This is a genomic window from Actinomadura meyerae (genome assembly GCF_900188445.1).
In the GTDB taxonomy this organism is placed as follows: Bacteria; Actinomycetota; Actinomycetes; order Streptosporangiales; family Streptosporangiaceae; genus Spirillospora; species Spirillospora meyerae.
Genome location: NZ_FZOR01000024.1, coordinates 104738 through 119261, shown reverse-complemented (window position 1 = coordinate 119261; position 14524 = coordinate 104738). Strand labels below are relative to the sequence as shown.

The window sequence follows — 14524 nt, the reverse complement described above, 5'->3', positions numbered from 1 at the left end:
GCCGGGACACCCCATCGGCGGTCACCGCTACCGGGACATCCCACCACGACGGGCACGGTGCCCGGTGCCCCTCCCAGTTTATTCGAACAAATCTTGACGAGCGACATCAATGAATCTAGCTTCTAGGGCACAGCGCGGAGCCTTCGGGCGCGCGACGCGGAGCGGAAGGGTGGCAATGGAGCTGAACGGGAAGGTGGCGGTGGTCACCGGGGCCGGCCGGGGCCTCGGCCTCGCCTACGCCGGGGAACTCGCCCGCGCCGGCGCGGCCGTCGTCGTCAACGACGCGGACGCCGGCGCCGCCGAGGCGGCCGCGGCGCGGATCGCCGCCGCGGGCGGGCGGGCCGTCGCCCACCCCGCCGCGGTCGGCCCGGCCGAGGCCGCGGACGCGCTGGTCGCGCGGGCCGTGGCGGAGTTCGGCCGGCTCGACGTGATGGTGACCAACGCCGGGGTCCTGCGCGACCGGGTGCTGTGGAAGATGTCCGACGACGACTTCGACACCGTCGTCCAGGTGCACCTGAAGGGCACGTTCACCTGCGCCCGCGCGGCGGCGGTCCGGTTCCGCGAGCAGGGCGAGGGCGGGCGGCTCATCCTGGTCGGCTCGCCGGCCGGGCAGCGCGGCAACTTCGGCCAGACGAACTACTCCGCGGCCAAGGCGGGGATCGTCGGGTTCGTCCGGACCTGGGCCATGGAGCTGGCCCGCGCGAACGTCACCGTGAACGCGGTCGTCCCGGTCGCGGCGACCGCGATGACCGAGACGATCCCCGCGCTCGCGCCCTACGTCGAGGCGATGCGGGAGGGACGCGAGATGCCGCCGTTCGCGCGCCGCGCCCTCGCCTTCGGCACTCCGGAGGACGCGGCCGGGCTGGTCGCGTTCCTGGCGTCCGACGCCGCGTCCGGCATCACCGGGCAGGCCATCGGGATCGGCGGCGACCGCCTCTCGCTGTGGACGCACCCGACCCAGGCCGTCGCCGCCTACCGGGACGGCGGCTGGACCGCGGACGACATCGCCGCCGCCTGGCCGACCGTCTTCGCCGAGCACGAGCAGAGCGTGGGGGAGAACCTCCCGGAGGAGCCCCGATGAGCGGCCTCGACCTCGACGCCCTGGAGGCCATCGACGTCCACGTCCATGTGGAGAGCGACGCGCACGGCCACCTCTCCCTTCCGGACGAGTTCCTCGAAGCGTCCGCGAAGTACTTCGGCGGCGCGCACCCCACGCCCGGCGTCCACGAGATCGCGGCCTACTACCGCGAGCGCCGGACGGCCGCCGTCGTCTTCACCGTCGACACCGAGAAGGCCACCGGGCATCCGGCGCTGTCGAACGAGGAGATCGCCGACGCCGCCGCCGAGCACCCCGACGTCCTCATCCCGTTCGCGAGCATCGACCCGGCCAAGGGCCGTGCCGGGGCCCGCACGTTCCGGCGGCTGATCGAGGAGCGCGGCGTCCGCGGCATCAAGTTCCACCCGTCGCTGCAGGGCTTCGCGCCGAACGACCGCAGCGCCTACCCGCTGCTGGAGGCCGCCGCCGAGCACGGCGTCCCGGCGCTGTTCCACACCGGGCAGACCGGGATCGGCGCCGGCATGCCGGGCGGCGGCGGCATCCGGCTCGGCCTGTCGAACCCGATGCTGCTGGACGACGTCGCGGCCGACCTCCCGGATCTGACGATCATCATGGCGCACCCGTCGTTCCCCTGGCAGGACGAGGCCCTCGCCGTCGCCACGCACAAGCCGAACGTCTACATCGACCTGTCCGGGTGGTCGCCGAAGTACTTCCCGCCGCAGCTCGTCCGGTACGCCGGGGGCCTGCTGCAGGACAAGGTGCTGTTCGGCTCCGACTATCCGGTCATCACCCCCGACCGGTGGCGGGACGACTTCGCGAAGCTGGAGATCAAGCCGCACGTCCGCCCCAAGATCCTCAAGGACAACGCCGTCCGGGCCCTCGGCCTGCGGGGCGGAAAGGAGAAGGCATGAGCACCACCGTCGCGTTCGAGGACCTGAAGAGCCTGGTGGGCGGGTCGCTCGGCACCAGCCGCTGGCTGGACGTGGACCAGGCCCGCATCAACACGTTCGCCGACGCGACCGGCGACCACCAGTGGATCCACGTCGATCCCGAGCGCGCGAAGGACGGCCCGTTCGGCGGCCCGATCGCGCACGGGTACCTGACGCTGTCGCTGGTCATCCCGCTGTGGACGGAGCTCCTCGACGTCACCGGCGTCACCACCAAGGTCAACTACGGGCTCGACAAGGTGCGGTTCCCGGCTCCGGTCCCGGCCGGTGCCCGCATCCGGCTCGCCGGGACCCTCGCCGACGTCTCGGACGTCTCCGGCGGCGGCCTCCAGGTGATTCCCGACCTGGTCGTCGAGATCGAGAACGGCGACAAGCCGGCCTGCGTCCTGCGGCCGATCTTCCGCTTCTACCCGTAGGCGCCCGCCGGCGGCTCCGCCGGCGCGGCCTCCCGGTGGTGGACAGCGCCGCTCGGGAGGTCGCGGTGGCGGGTCAGCGGGCCGGGGAGGAGGACCAGCCCCGAGGCGGCCAGCGCTCCCGTCGTGATCCACATGGCGGGCCGGACGCCGACGGCCGTGGCGAGCGCGCCGCCGAGCAGGGCGCCCAGCGGGATCGTCCCGTAGCTGACCAGCTGCATCGTGACCGTGACGCGGCCGAGAAGGGCGCGCGGCGTGTACGCCTGCCGGAAGGTCCCCTTGAGGACGTTGCCGACCGCCGCCCCCGCCCCGACGGCGAACCCGCCCGCGACCGCCAGGGCCAGACCCGGCCCGGCGGTGGTGAGCGGGATCAGCAGGCCGAACGGGGCCGCGCCGATCTCGGCGGCCAGCAGGGTCCGCGCCGAGCCGAAGCGCCGGGCGGGGGCCGTGGCCGAGGCGGCGCCGAGCAGGCCGCCGAGGCTCGTCGCCGAGACGAGGAGGCCGACCGTCCCGGGGCTCGCCCCCACCTCGCGCACGAGGAACGGGACCAGGATCGACTGGTACCCGAAGAGCGCGATGTTGCTCGCGGCGGAGAACAGCGTCAGCACGCGCAGGTAGGGGTCGCGTGCCACGAAGCGCAGGCCGTCCCCGATCTCCCGGCGCAGCGTGCCGCCGCGGCGCCTGCGGTCGACGGGAGGTTCGCGGGTGCGGATGGCCAGCACGCAGACCGCCGAGATCAGGAAGCTCGCAGCGTCGACCACCAGCGCATTGACCGCGCCCGCGACCCGGGCGACCAGCCCGGCGACGCCCGGACCGCCGACCTGGGCGGCGGCCTCGCCGGCCTGGATCCGGGCGTTGCCCGCCGCCAGATCGCCCGGCGCCAGCAGGGACGGCAGGTAGACCTGGTACGCCGTCTGGAACACCACGCCCGCGCAGCCGGAGCCAAGGGCCACGGCCAGCAGGTGGGGGAAGGTCAGGTGGTGCAGCCACGCGGCGGCCGGGACGCTGGTGAGCAGGAGCAGGGAGGTCAGGTCGCAGGCGAGCATCACCGGCCGGCGCGGGAGGCGGTCCACCCAGGCGCCGGCGGGCAGGCCGATGAGCAGCCAGGGCAGCCAGGGCGCCGCGGACAGCAGCGTCACCTGGAACGTGCTCGCGTCGAGGGCGATCGCGGCCAGCGGCAGGGCCAGGCCGGTCACGCTGCTTCCCAGCTTCCCGGCCGTCTGCCCGATCCAGAGCAGGCGGAAGTCGCGGTGCCGTAGCGGGCGGCCCATCGAGCCTTCGGGCACAGGCACGGTCACGGTTGCGCCGGAACGCCGTGCGCGAAGAAGAAGACCGGTTCGCGCTGCCGCCCGTCGTCCGGGACGGCCCGCTCCTCCCACCGGCCGAGCAGCGCCAGGAGCTCACGCTCGAATTCGCCGAGTTCGGCGGGCGTCAGGTGCAGCCACGTGTCGACGGAGAAGGCCGCCCCGTTCCAGTCCTGCCGCTCCTCCCTGACGGCGTGCCAGGCGCGGACGAGGCCGACCTGCCGGTCGAGGGCGAGGGAGGCCGCCGCACCCGCGACCGCCTGGCGCGCGGGGTCGTCGTCGAAGTCGCCGGTGACCCAGCGCAGCTCCGGTTCGGCGAGCCGCCACCAGCGTTCGCGGCGGTCCTTGGCGAGCTCCGGCGCCTCCACGATCAGGCCCGCGGCGCCGAGCACCTTCAGGTGGTGGCTGATGTTGGCGACGGCCTGGTCCGTCCGCCCGGCGAGGGCGGACGCGGTGGCCGGGCCGTACACCTTGAGGACGTCCAGCAGCCGGCGGCGGAGCGGATGCGACATCGCGGCCAGCACCCGGGAGTCGGTCACCTTGGAGGCGTCGTCATCGGTCATGCGGGGATGATGGCATCCACAAGAACTGTTGCGCAACATCTCTTGCATAAGGCCTTGGCGCAGGTCCGCGCCAAGATGCCGTGGCGGCGCCGGGTCTCCGGTCAGGTGTCCGTATGATGGACGGCCGAGTGACCGGAACGACGGCGAGGGGATGATCGATGCCACGGGAAGGCACCGGACCGGATTTCATCGAGGCGCTGGCCCGGGGCCTTGACGTCATCACCGCCTTCGAGGCGCGGCGGCCGGTGATGACCCTCGCGCAGGTCGCCGAGGCCGCGGGGCTCGCCCGGCCGACCGCGCGGCGCGTCCTGCTCACGCTGCGGGAGCTCGGCTACGTCCGGGCGGGCGAGGGCGGCTACGCGCTCACCCCGCGCGTGCTCGACCTCGGCGTCGCCTACGTCCGGTCCATGGGCCTGTGGGACGTGGCGCGCCCGCACATGGAGCGACTCGTCGCCCGGACGAACGAGTCGTGCTCGATCGCGCAGCTCGACGGGTCCGACATCGTCTACGTCGCGCGGGTCGCCGTCCCGAAGATCGTCGCGCTGGCGGTGCAGATCGGCACCCGGTTCCCGGCGCTGCAGACCTCGCTCGGCAAGGTGCAGCTCGCCGCGCTCGACCCCGCCGAGGTCGACCGGATCCTCGCCGAGCCGACCCGGTCCGGGCTGGAGCCGCGCGTCCAGCCGAGCAAGGCGGAGCGGGACGCCGAGCTGCGCGAGGTGCGGGCGCGCGGCTGGGCGCTGACCGACGAGCAGCTCGCCCGCGGCATCCGCTCGGTCGCGGCGCCGCTGCGGGACGGCTCCGGCCGCGTCATCGCGGGCATCAACGTCAACACCCACGCCGCCGAGACGCCCGTCGAGCGGCTGCTGGAGGAGTACCTGCCGCTGCTGCTGCACACGGCGGGGGAGATCAGCGCCGACTTCGCGCGGCTGGAGAGCGTCCCGCAGGTCACCCGCCCGGCCGCGGGGTGAGGACGATCCGGCCGGTCGCCGTCCCCTCGCCCTGCCGCCGCCACGCCGCCTCCGCGTCGGCCAGCGGCACGGTCTCGTGGGCGACCGCGAGCCGGCCGGACGCGGCCTGCGCCGCGACGTACCCGATCGACTCCGCAAGCTGCCCGCCCGTCAGCTCGTTGTTGGTGTAGCCGAGCAGCCGCAGCGACTTGCCCCGCAGCAGCGCCGACTCGATCGGGCACGTCTCGCCCGCCGAGCCGCCGAGGTTGACCAGCCGCCCGCCGGAGCGCAGCGTCCGCGCCGCTGCCGCCGCCGGGACGCCGAACAGCGGGTCGAGGACGAGGTCCACGGGCCGCCCGTCGGCGGCGGCGGCGAACCGCCGGGCCAGCTCGTCGACGTCGCCGGTGTCGAGGGCGACGGCCGCGTCCGCGCCGGCCGCGACCGCCCGCTCCCGGGCGGCCGGCGACCGTGCGCCCGCGATGACGCGCCGGGCGCCCGCCGTCCGCGCGAGCTGCACGGCGGCCTGGCCGACGATCCCGCCCGCGCCCAGCACGATCACCTGCTCGCCGGCGGTGAGCCCGCCGCGCCAGGTCAGCGCCATGTGCGCGGCGACCGCCGACAGGCCGAGCGCCGCGAGCTGCACCGGGTCGGCGCCGTCCGGCAGCTCGACGAGGGACGCCTCCGGGACGGACGCGACCTCGGCCATGCTGCCGTCGCCCGGCGCCATCCCCGCCCGCGTCGGGAACCAGACCGTCCGCCCGCCGTGCGTCCCGACGCCCTGGACGCCGGGCACGTACGGGGTCGCGGGCGCCCCGAAGTAGGACGTCCCGGTCGCGCACAGCAGGTCGAGCGGCGTGATGGGCGCGGCGAGGACGTCGACCAGGACCTCGCCGTCCCCCGGCGCGGGGGCCTTCCGGTCGGCCACCACGGGCGGTCGCCCGGTCTCCACGATCTCCGCGGCGCGCATGCTCAGGTCGCGATGTCGGGGTAGGGGAGCGCGAAGTGCCCGAGCCGCCGCGCGTACTCCAGCTGGAAGCCCAGGGGCTCGGCGTAGTCGCGCTCGAACATCGCGATGAACAGCGTCAGCGTCAGGAACGGATGCGCGCCCAGCTCGAACAGCCTGGGGTAGTCGTGCCCGGCCAGCGCCGCCCGCTCGTCGTCCTCGAACCGCAGCCAGGTGGACGACTCGCCGCCGTGGCAGTTGATGATGCGGTTGGCCTGCTCGTCCTCCCACCACGCCACGGTCGCCTCCGGGTCGGTCCGGTAGCGCTCGACGAGGCCGGGGTCGCGGTCGACAGTGTAGAGGAACTTGTTCAGCAAGTACTTGCTCACGCGTCCGCTCCGTTCGGGTACCAGGTGAAGTAGGCCTCCATCGTGTGGAACAGGTCGTACGTGTCGACGTAGTCGGCCTTCTGGTCGTCCCCGGCGACGCCCATCATAAGCATGAAGTCCATGAACCCGTGGGTGGCGTTCCCGGGGGCGTGCAGGCTGTCGAGGGTGACCTCCGACAGGCAGCCCTCGATGTCCCCGGAGGAGATCCATTCGACGGCCTTCGCGTCGAACTCCGGGTCGGGGCCGTGCGGGCCGAACTGGCGCGGGCCGCCGAGCTCCAGCGACAGGTGCCCGGTGCCGATGACCGCGACGCGCTGCTCGCCGGGCCACGACTCGACCAGCTCGCGGATCGTCCGCCCGAGCCGGACGAAGCGCTCCGGCCGCGGCAGCGGCGGCGCGAAGATGTTGGTGTAGACGGGGACGATCGGCAGGTCGTTCTGCGGGCGCAGCGTGATGATCGGGCAGGTGATCGAGTGGTCGATCCGCAGCTCGTTGGAGAACGCCAGGTCGAACCCCGCGTCGATGCCCTCGCGCAGCAGGTGGGCCGACAGGTCCTCCTGGCCCTTCAGCAGCATGCGCGGCAGCCCGAACTCGCGTTCCTCGTTGTACCAGTTCGCGTCGTAGAACGGCGCCTTGCCGATGAGGAACTGCGGCATGTTGTCCAGCCACAGCTGGTGGAAGTGGTCGGAGCCGACCATCACCAGGACGTCCGGGCGGGCCCTGGTCAGCGTCGCGCGGAACGCCTCGACCTTGCGGCCCCACTCGTCGGCGAAGTCGGGGCGGTCCTCGCCGGTCGCGGTGCTCGCGCGGTAGTAGAAGGGGTGGTGGGTCGAAGCGATCACAGCGACCAGTTCAGCCATGACGGTCTCCGGGGGTGGGGGTGGAGGTGGGGGTGTAGGGGTCGGGTGCGATGGACCGGTTGTTGAGGTCCACCGACAGGAAGATCTCGTTGCCGACGGGGCGGCGCAGCTCCTCGGCGAGCTGCCCGATCAGCCCGGCGGTGCGGGCGAGCAGCGCGAACCCGCGCAGCAGCTCCAGCGGCAGGCCGAGGTCGGCGAGCGCGGCGCCGCACACGCCCGCGCCGTTCAGCGGCAGCGTCCTGCCGAGCACCTCGGGGTGGACGCGGCCGATCGCGGCGAACAGCGACAGGTGCGGGCCGAACAGCCCCTCCTCGGTGGCGATCTCCACCAGCCGGGGGGTGCGCGGGTCGCCGTCCTTGTGCACGTGGTGGCCGAGGCCCGGGACGAACCGCCTCGCCTCCCGCTCCACCCGCAGGGTTCGCAGCGCCAGCGCGTCCCATCCGGCGTCGTCGGACGGGAGCCCGCCCTCGACCGAGGCCAGGACGCCGTGGAGGAAGCGGCCGGTGTCCTCGGTGACGCCGAGGAACCGGGACCCGCCGCCCAGCAGCCCGGCGGCGAGCGCGCCCTGCACCGAGTCGGGCGCCGACAGGTACGTCAGCCGGGTGACGATCGCGGTGGGGGTGAAGCCGTGGTCGGCGAGCGCGGCGAGGACCGCCTCGAAGACGCGCGTCTCGCCGGAGGCCGGGCGCCGCTGCGCCGCCAGCCAGAACGCCAGCTCGCCGAACCCGACCTCGCCCATCACGTCCGCGGCCAGGTCGCGGCCGAGCAGCGTGATCGTCTCCCGGGTGGACGCGCCCAGCGCCGTCGGGTACTCGGGTGTCTCAGCCACGGTCGTCGTCCCCCTCGATGTCCCCCTCGAATCGCCCCTCGTTCCGCTGCGCGTCCCGCGGCTCGGACAGCCATCGACGCAGCTCGGCGCCGTGTTCGTCCAGGTCCGGCGGCGGGAGCCGGTACGTCGCGGGCGTCCTGGAGAAGCGGATCGGGTGCCGGGTCGTCGGCACCGCGCGGCCGCCCTCGCCGACGACCACGACCGGGTCCAGCTCGAACCGCTCGGCCATCGCGAAGCCGCCGTCGATGGTGTTGATCGGCCCGCTCGGCACGCCCGCGTCCACCAGCAGCTCGAACCACTCGACCGCCCCGCGCCGCTTCAGCCGCTCCACCAGGAGGGGCCGCAGCGCGTCGCGGTTGGCGGTCCGGGCGGCGTTGGTCGCGAAGCGCGGGTCGTCGGCGACGTCCGGGATCCCGAGCACGCCGCACAGCCGGCGGAACTGCCCGTCGTTCGCCGCCGTGACGATCAGGTCGTTGTCGGCGGTCGGCAGCGGCTCGTAGGGGAACACGCTGGGGTGCGCGTTGCCCATCCGGTACGGGACGGTGCCGCCGGCGACGTAGGCGGAGCTGTGGTTGACGAGCCCGGTCAGCGCCGACGACAGCAGGTTCACCTCGACGAGCTGGCCCTCGCCGGTCGCGTCCCGGTGCCGCAGCGCCGCCAGGATGCCGATCGCCGCGTGGTTGCCGGCCATCACGTCGAACACCGAGATGCCCGCCCGGTACGGCGGGCCGGCGGGGTCGCCGGTCAGGCTCATCAGCCCGGAGATCGCCTGCACCATCAGGTCGTAGCCGGGGACCGCGCGCCCGGCGCCCGACCCGAACCCGGTGATGGAGCCGTAGACGATGCCGGGGTTGGCGGCGCGGACGGCCTCGTAGTCCAGGCCGAAGCGGGCGAGGCCGCCGGGCTTGAAGTTCTCGATCAGGACGTCGGCGCGGCGGGCCAGCTCGCGGGCGGCGGCGGCGTCCCGCGGGTCGCCGAGGTCCAGCGCGATCGAGCGCTTGCCGCGGTTGACGCCGAGGTAGTAGGTCGCCGTGTCGCCGCGCGCGGGCGGCGTCCAGGTGCGGGTGTCGTCGCCGCGCGGTCCCTCGACCTTGATCACGTCCGCGCCGAGGTCGGCCAGCAGCATGGTGGCGTAGGGCCCGGCCAGGATCCGGGAGAAGTCCGCCACCAGCACCCCCGAGAGCGGCCCGCCGCGCGCGGTGTCGTCAGTCATCCGGCTCCCTTGCTCCGGCGTTCCCGCCGTGCGGGCGCGCCTGGTCGTCCGTTGCACGGACACTCGTCCGTCATCGCGATTCTGGCATGCCCGCATCCGCGGTGGTCAAGTGGTTGACACTTTGACTACATGTGGCGAGAGTGACGGCATGCGAGTTTGACCGTAGAGCGGACATCGGTCCGTACAGCTCCCGGCGGTCGGGTCACAGACGAGGAGAGCGATGATGAGCGAGTTCGAGCCGGGGCGCCCCCTGGTGCTGCGCGGCGGCACGGTGCTGCCGATGACCGACGGCCGCGCGGTCCTGGACGGCGCCGACGTCCTCATCGAGGGCGACCGGATCACCGCGGTCGGGCCCGGCCTCCCGGTACCGGACGGCACCGCCGAGATCGACGCGTCCGGCGGCATCGTCATGCCCGGGATGATCGACACCCACCGGCACATGTGGCAGACCGCGATGCGCGGCTACGGCGCCGACTGGACGCTGACCCAGTACTTCGTCTGGTACTACCTGGAGCACGGCAAGCGGTTCCGGCCCGAGGACGTGCACGCCGGGAACCTGCTCGCGGCGATCGAGGCGGTCGACGCCGGGGTCACCACGGTCGTCGACTGGTCGCACGGCCTGCAGACCCCCGGCCACGCCGACGCCGCCGTGGACGCGCTGCGCTCCGTACCCGGGCGGTACGTCCTCGCTTACGGCAACATCCAGGCGCCGCCCGCCGAATGGACGGCCACGCCGGAGTTCCGCGACCTGGCGGGCAGGCTCGCCGGCGGCGACATGCTCGGCTTCCAGGTCGCGTTCGACGTGCTCGGCGACCCGTCCTTCCCGGAGCGGCCCGCCTTCGAGGCCGCCCGCGACCTCGGCGTCCCCGTCACCACCCACGCCGGGGTCTGGGGCGCGACCAGCGACGAGGGCATCCGGCAGATGCACGACAACGGCTTCATGACGCCCGAGACGGTGTACGTGCACGCCGCGTCCCTGTCCGCGGACTCCTACCACCGCATCGCCGCCACCGGCGGCTCCATCTCGGTGTCGACCGAGAGCGAGCAGAGCGCCGGGCAGGGCTACCCGCCCACCTGGACGCTGCGCACGCACGGCATCCCCGTGTCGCTGTCGATGGACACGAGCGTGTGGTGGAGCGGCGACCTGTTCTCCGCGATGCGCGCCACGCTCGGCGCCGACCGCTCCCGCATGCACCTGGAAGCGCACGGCAACGGCGACACCGTCACCCATTGCAGCCTGCGCGCCGACCAGGTCGTGGACTGGGCGACCCGCGGCGGCGCCCGCGCGCTCGGCCGCGACGACCTGGGCACCCTCGAACCCGGGAAGAAGGCCGACGTCGTCCTGATCAAGAACGACCACTCGCCGGTGTCGTTCCCCGTCCTCAACCCCTACGGGCACGTCGCGTTCCAGGCGCAGCGCGGGGACGTCCACACGGTCGTGGTGAACGGGCGCGTGGTCAAGCACGACCACCGGCTGGTGGGCGTCGACCTGGCCGCCGCGCGCCGCGAGGCGGAGGCCACGGTGGAGTACCTGCGCGGGTCGATGGGGGAGGAGGCGTGGGCGGCGGGCATGAACCCCGACATCCCCGAGACCAAGATCCTCGACAACCCGTACACCTACACCGACTACCGCAGCGACGCCACCCGCACCGCCTGAGCGCCCCGCCGCCGCCCGGTTCCACCCGTCCCCGCCTGCCGCCGGTGAAGCGGCGCGGGGGCGGCGCGGCACGGTGGCCGCGCCGCCCCGCGGAGGCGTCAGGCCGCGGTGGAGCCGCGCCCGGAGGCGAGACCGGGCGGGGCGGCCGCGAGGGCCTCCTGGATCGCCGCGACCAGCGCCAGCGCCGCCTCCTCGGTCAGCTCGACCGCGACGCGCGCGGACGGCCCGGCGCCCGGGTTGGTGAAGTCGATGTTCACCGTGTGCTCGTGGCACGCGTGGTACGGGTGGTCGACGTAGACGGCGCCGTCGGTCAGCGTGAACCATCCGGTCGCGCCCTTCGCCGCGCCGTCCAGCTCGACCTTGACGGTCTGGTAGGTGCACATGGCGTCCCCTCTCAGGCGGTTCTCGGGCGGTGCTCAGGCGGCCAGGTGGCGGCCGAAGAACGCGAAGATCTTCTCCCAGCCGTCCTTGGCGGCGGCGGGCCGGAACGCGGGCCGCTCGACGGCGAAGAACGCGTGCCCGGCGCCCGGGTAGGTGTGGAACTCGTGCTCCTTGCCGAGCCGGGTCAGCTCCGCGTCCAGGGCGGCGACCTCGTCCGGCGGCGGGGCCTTGTCGTCCTCGCCGAACAGGCCGAGCAGCGGGCACGACAGGTCCGGCGCCCTGTGCAGCAGCGGCGTCATCTTCAGCCCGGCGTCCTTCGGCGGCTCGCTGACGACGAACGCGCCGTAGCAGTCGACGGCGGCGTCGATGTCCAGCGAGCACGCGGCGAGGAACGCCTGCCGCCCGCCGGAGCAGTACCCGATGACGCCGATCTTCCCGTTCGCGTGCTCCAGCGAGTTCAGGTAGGCGGCGGCCCCGGCGACGTCGCCGACGAGCTGCTCGTCCGGCACGCCGCCCTTCGCGCGGGCCGCGGCGGCCTGGTCGTCGGGACTGACGCCCGCGCCCTCCCGCGAGTACAGGTTCGGGACGACCGCCGCGTACCCGTGCGCGGCGAACGTGCGGGCGAACTCCTTCGTCCCGGCGTCGTAGCCGGGCAGGTGGTGGATCAGCACCACGCCGCCCCGCGGAGCGTCGCTCAGCGGGCGCGCCAGGTAGCCCTCCAGCTCGGCGCCCTCGTGCCCGGGGAACGCGACGGTCCCGGCCCACATCGCATCGTTCATGACTGTCGGTGCTCCACTCTCATATCGGTCCGTGGACCGTGACAGTCTTCCCCATCCGCGCCGGGTCTCAGGCGTTCAGCGTGCCGGCGCCGAGGAGCCCGAACAGCAGCAGCCCGACCGCGATCCGGTAGACCACGAAGGACGTGAAGCTGTGCCGCGCGACGAAGCGCAGCAGCCAGGCGATGGACGCGTAGGCGACGGCGAACGACACCGCCGTGCCGACGGCGAGCGGCAGCACGTCCACCGAGGTCCCGAGCGCGGACGGCAGCTCGTAGATCCCGGCGCCGGTGAGCGCGGGGATGCCGAGGAAGAACGACAGCCGGGTGGCGGCGACCCGGTCGAGCCCGAGCATCAGCCCGACCGACATCGTCGCCCCGGACCGGGAGAAGCCGGGGAACAGCATGGCGAGGATCTGCGCCGACCCGATCAGCATCGCGTCGGCGAACGAGGTGTCGTCCTCGCCGCGCTTGTGCCGGCCGAGCCGGTCGGCGAGCCACATCACGACGCTGCCGCCGAGCAGCGACCCGGCGACCACCCACAGCGAGGCCAGCGGCCCCTCGATGAGGTCCTTGGCGGCGACGCCCACGACCACCACCGGGACGGTCGCGAAGATCACCCACCAGCCGAACCTGTAGTCGTGGTGGTACCGCTGCTCCCGGTCGGCGATCCCGCGGCCCCACGCCTTCACGATCCGGACGATGTCGGAGAAGAAGTACACCAGCACGGCCGCGATCGCGCCGACCTGGATCACCGCGGTGAAGCCCACGACGGCCTTGTCGTCCACCGGGACGCCCATCAGCCCCTCGGTGATCTTCAGGTGCCCGGTCGAGGACACCGGGAGGAACTCGGTCAGGCCCTCCACGATGCCGAGGACGACCGCCTGCCCGACATTGATGACGCTCACCGGCGTTCCCCTCCCGCACCGTCGTCCCCGCTCCGGCCCCGCGGGATCCGAACCGAGGCTACGCGGGGCGCCGGGCGCCGCCCGCGATCAAGGTGATGACTTCACCCAGCATTCACCGAATGGTCAGGCTCAAACCCCGGCGCGCCGTCACCCTGGCGAGCCGCCGCCCCGGCGGGCGGGGCGCTCCCGGCGGGCGGGGCGCTCAGCCCCAGATCTCCTCGGCGGTCTCCGCGATGAGGCGCAGCTTCGCCGCCTGCTGCTCGGCGGTCAGCACGTTCCCCTCGACCGTGGAGGAGAACCCGCACTGCGGCGACAGGCAGATCTGCTCCAGCGGCACGTACCGCGACGCCTCGTCGACGCGGCGCTTGAGGTCGTCGTTCGACTCCAGCTCCCCGCGCTTGGTCGTGACCAGCCCGAGCACGACCATCTTGCCCGGCGGGACGAACCGGAGCGGCTCGAACCCGCCCGACCGCTCGTCGTCGTACTCCAGGAAGAAGCCGTCCACGTCCAGCTCCGAGAACAGCGCCTCGGCGACGAAGTCGTAGCCGCCCTCGGCCGTCCAGGACGAGCGGAAGTTGCCCCGGCACATGTGGGTGGTGACGTTCATCCCCTCGGGGCGCCCCGCCAGCGCGGCGTTGATCTGCCGGATGTAGCGCAGGTGCAGGTGCTCGGCGTCGTCGCCGCGCTCGCTGACCATGGCGCGCTGCGCCGGGTCGTTGAGGTAGGCGAGGCTCGTGTCGTCGAGCTGCAGGTACCGGCAGCCGAGCTCGCCGAGCCGCCGCACCTGCTCGGCGTACGCGGCGGCGAGGTCGGACCAGAACTCCTCGACGTCGGGGTAGACCGCCGGGTCGATCGCGGCGGGCCCGCCCCGGTAGTGCACCATGTTCGGCGACGGGATCGTCAGCTTCGGCGTCACCCCGTCCCCGGCGGCGTCCCGCAGGAACGCGAAGTGGTCGGCGAAGATCGTCTCCTCCAGCCGGACCCGGTCGTGCACGCGCAGCGCGGCCGTGGTGAACTCGATGTCCCCGGCGTCGCCGTGGAACCGCACCTTGATCTTCTCGTCCGCCGGGCTGATCCCGCCGAGCCGGTAGATGAAGTCCATGTGCCACGAGGTGCGGCGGAACTCCCCGTCGGTCGCCGACCGCAGCCCCGCCTCGCGCTGCATGGCGACCGCGTCGCGGATGGCGGCGTCCTCCGCCGCGGCCAGCGCCGCGGCGTCGATGCGGCCCGCGGCGTGGTCGGCGCGGGCGGCCAGCAGCTCCGGCGGCCGCAGCAGGCTGCCGACGTGGTCGGCGCGGAACGGGGGCTGGGTGCGCAGAGACAAGACGGTGCTCCTTC

General features: G+C 73.6%; 16 protein-coding genes. 5 read left to right on the top strand and 11 right to left on the bottom strand.

The features are described 5' to 3' along the window. The first annotated feature begins 175 nt into the window (after nt 1–175). Genes CHF16_RS23700 through CHF16_RS23690 form a run of 3 tightly spaced genes read left to right on the top strand, consistent with a single transcriptional unit; the run spans nt 176 to nt 2420 of the window. Nucleotides 176–1081 (top strand): SDR family NAD(P)-dependent oxidoreductase, encoded by a 906-nt coding sequence (locus tag CHF16_RS23700; protein ID WP_089328304.1) that lies wholly within the window; start codon nt 176–178, stop codon nt 1079–1081. Continuing rightward, on the top strand, nt 1078–1968 hold the full coding sequence (locus tag CHF16_RS23695) for an amidohydrolase family protein (protein WP_089328303.1): 891 nt from the start codon (nt 1078–1080) through the stop codon (nt 1966–1968). Before CHF16_RS23700 ends, CHF16_RS23695 begins: the two co-directional genes overlap by 4 nt. After that, a complete protein-coding gene (locus CHF16_RS23690) occupies nt 1965–2420 on the top strand; it encodes a MaoC family dehydratase (protein ID WP_089328302.1) in 456 nt (151 codons plus the stop codon). Before CHF16_RS23695 ends, CHF16_RS23690 begins: the two co-directional genes overlap by 4 nt. Here the strand turns inward: CHF16_RS23690 and CHF16_RS23685 are convergent. Continuing rightward, entirely contained in the window at nt 2411–3715 is a 1305-nt protein-coding gene (locus tag CHF16_RS23685) for an MFS transporter (RefSeq protein WP_218826802.1), read from the bottom strand. The two genes, CHF16_RS23690 and CHF16_RS23685, sit on opposite strands and share 10 nt — an antisense overlap. Then, nucleotides 3712–4284 (bottom strand): ArsR/SmtB family transcription factor, encoded by a 573-nt coding sequence (locus CHF16_RS23680; protein WP_089328300.1) that lies wholly within the window; start codon nt 4282–4284, stop codon nt 3712–3714. The genes CHF16_RS23685 and CHF16_RS23680 overlap by 4 nt, the downstream gene beginning before the upstream one ends. A gap of 158 nt (nt 4285–4442) precedes the next feature. Between CHF16_RS23680 and CHF16_RS23675 the strand changes: the two genes are divergently transcribed. Then, entirely contained in the window at nt 4443–5252 is an 810-nt protein-coding gene (locus tag CHF16_RS23675) for an IclR family transcriptional regulator domain-containing protein (RefSeq protein WP_089328299.1), read from the top strand. Here the strand turns inward: CHF16_RS23675 and CHF16_RS23670 are convergent. From CHF16_RS23670 to CHF16_RS23650, 5 genes are read right to left on the bottom strand one after another with little or no spacing between them, the layout of a single operon-like run. Continuing rightward, the gene (locus CHF16_RS23670) at nt 5230–6198 is read right to left on the bottom strand and encodes a quinone oxidoreductase family protein (RefSeq protein ID WP_089328298.1); all 969 of its coding nucleotides are present in this window, start codon (nt 6196–6198) and stop codon (nt 5230–5232) included. The two genes, CHF16_RS23675 and CHF16_RS23670, sit on opposite strands and share 23 nt — an antisense overlap. 2 nt (nt 6199–6200) lie before the next feature. After that, nucleotides 6201–6563 (bottom strand): hypothetical protein, encoded by a 363-nt coding sequence (locus CHF16_RS23665; RefSeq protein WP_089328297.1) that lies wholly within the window; start codon nt 6561–6563, stop codon nt 6201–6203. Next, nucleotides 6560–7423 (bottom strand): DODA-type extradiol aromatic ring-opening family dioxygenase, encoded by an 864-nt coding sequence (locus tag CHF16_RS23660; RefSeq protein WP_089328296.1) that lies wholly within the window; start codon nt 7421–7423, stop codon nt 6560–6562. Before CHF16_RS23660 ends, CHF16_RS23665 begins: the two co-directional genes overlap by 4 nt. Then, entirely contained in the window at nt 7416–8252 is an 837-nt protein-coding gene (locus tag CHF16_RS23655; RefSeq protein WP_089328295.1) for a citryl-CoA lyase, read from the bottom strand. The genes CHF16_RS23660 and CHF16_RS23655 overlap by 8 nt, the downstream gene beginning before the upstream one ends. Continuing rightward, the gene (locus CHF16_RS23650) at nt 8245–9465 is read right to left on the bottom strand and encodes a CaiB/BaiF CoA transferase family protein (RefSeq protein WP_089328294.1); all 1221 of its coding nucleotides are present in this window, start codon (nt 9463–9465) and stop codon (nt 8245–8247) included. The genes CHF16_RS23655 and CHF16_RS23650 overlap by 8 nt, the downstream gene beginning before the upstream one ends. Before the next feature lie 223 nt (nt 9466–9688). Between CHF16_RS23650 and CHF16_RS23645 the strand changes: the two genes are divergently transcribed. After that, nucleotides 9689–11122 (top strand): amidohydrolase family protein, encoded by a 1434-nt coding sequence (locus tag CHF16_RS23645; RefSeq protein ID WP_089328332.1) that lies wholly within the window; start codon nt 9689–9691, stop codon nt 11120–11122. Between the two features lie 98 nt (nt 11123–11220). Here the strand turns inward: CHF16_RS23645 and CHF16_RS23640 are convergent, their stop codons facing one another. The 4 genes from CHF16_RS23640 to CHF16_RS23625 all read right to left on the bottom strand — a co-directional run bounded on the left by CHF16_RS23640 (nt 11221) and on the right by CHF16_RS23625 (nt 14510). After that, entirely contained in the window at nt 11221–11505 is a 285-nt protein-coding gene (locus CHF16_RS23640; RefSeq protein WP_089328293.1) for a DUF6295 family protein, read from the bottom strand. Nucleotides 11506–11538: 33 nt separating this feature from the next. Next, complete coding sequence (locus CHF16_RS23635; protein ID WP_089328292.1) at nt 11539–12282, bottom strand: dienelactone hydrolase family protein; 744 nt, start codon at nt 12280–12282, stop codon at nt 11539–11541. Between the two features lie 67 nt (nt 12283–12349). Beyond that, nucleotides 12350–13186, bottom strand: a complete 837-nt coding sequence (locus CHF16_RS23630; protein ID WP_089328291.1) for an undecaprenyl-diphosphate phosphatase — start codon at nt 13184–13186, stop codon at nt 12350–12352. 202 nt (nt 13187–13388) lie between these two features. Beyond that, nucleotides 13389–14510, bottom strand: coding sequence for a 5-methyltetrahydropteroyltriglutamate--homocysteine S-methyltransferase (locus tag CHF16_RS23625; protein WP_089328290.1), 1122 nt, complete (start codon nt 14508–14510; stop codon nt 13389–13391). Between the last annotated feature and the right edge of the window lie 14 nt (nt 14511–14524).

Bases quoted from the DNA above. Each gene is read 5' to 3' on its own strand.
- CHF16_RS23645 (WP_089328332.1), top strand. From the start codon at position 9,689: ATGAGCGAGTTCGAGCCGGGGCGCCCCCTGGTGCTGCGCGGCGGCACG.
- CHF16_RS23670 (WP_089328298.1), bottom strand. From the start codon at position 6,198: ATGCGCGCCGCGGAGATCGTGGAGACCGGGCGACCGCCCGTGGTGGCC.
- CHF16_RS23635 (WP_089328292.1), bottom strand. From the start codon at position 12,282: ATGAACGATGCGATGTGGGCCGGGACCGTCGCGTTCCCCGGGCACGAG.
- CHF16_RS23675 (WP_089328299.1), top strand. From the start codon at position 4,443: ATGCCACGGGAAGGCACCGGACCGGATTTCATCGAGGCGCTGGCCCGG.
- CHF16_RS23640 (WP_089328293.1), bottom strand. From the start codon at position 11,505: ATGTGCACCTACCAGACCGTCAAGGTCGAGCTGGACGGCGCGGCGAAG.
- CHF16_RS23690 (WP_089328302.1), top strand. From the start codon at position 1,965: ATGAGCACCACCGTCGCGTTCGAGGACCTGAAGAGCCTGGTGGGCGGG.
- CHF16_RS23660 (WP_089328296.1), bottom strand. From the start codon at position 7,423: ATGGCTGAACTGGTCGCTGTGATCGCTTCGACCCACCACCCCTTCTAC.
- CHF16_RS23680 (WP_089328300.1), bottom strand. From the start codon at position 4,284: ATGACCGATGACGACGCCTCCAAGGTGACCGACTCCCGGGTGCTGGCC.
- CHF16_RS23700 (WP_089328304.1), top strand. From the start codon at position 176: ATGGAGCTGAACGGGAAGGTGGCGGTGGTCACCGGGGCCGGCCGGGGC.
- CHF16_RS23695 (WP_089328303.1), top strand. From the start codon at position 1,078: ATGAGCGGCCTCGACCTCGACGCCCTGGAGGCCATCGACGTCCACGTC.
- CHF16_RS23650 (WP_089328294.1), bottom strand. From the start codon at position 9,465: ATGACTGACGACACCGCGCGCGGCGGGCCGCTCTCGGGGGTGCTGGTG.